Genomic DNA, 298 nt, shown 5'->3' with positions numbered 1-298 from the left:
CGGTAGCGATGATACCAGCGATAGAATGTGGCGCGCAGGATCCCGAGCTTGTCCAGCGTGCGTTTGGCCGGAAGATGCGATTGCTCGACCAGCTGGATGATCTCGGCCTTTTCGGAGGCGGGATATCTCATGCCTCGTCCTCCCCATCTCCGTTCATACTTTTTTTGAGCAGACGGTTCTCCAGGGTCAGATCGGCCACGGCCTCCTTCAAGGCGGCAGCCTCTTGGCGGAGGTCCTTCACCTCGCCGGAGGTCGCAGCTCGCGCCGTGTCGCCGGCCAGGCGGCGCTTGCCGGCCTC

The 298-nt window shown here is 63.1% G+C and carries 1 pseudogene; it reads right to left on the bottom strand.

The annotated features are described in order from the left end of the window. Positions 1 to 298, bottom strand: a pseudogene (locus XI05_RS08875) (helix-turn-helix domain-containing protein); the annotation flags it as partial.

Source organism: Bradyrhizobium sp. CCBAU 11357, from assembly GCF_028128865.1.
Taxonomy (GTDB): Bacteria; Pseudomonadota; Alphaproteobacteria; order Rhizobiales; family Xanthobacteraceae; genus Bradyrhizobium.
The sequence above is the reverse complement of the archived record's forward strand: the minus strand, read 5'-3'. Positions and strand labels throughout refer to the sequence as shown.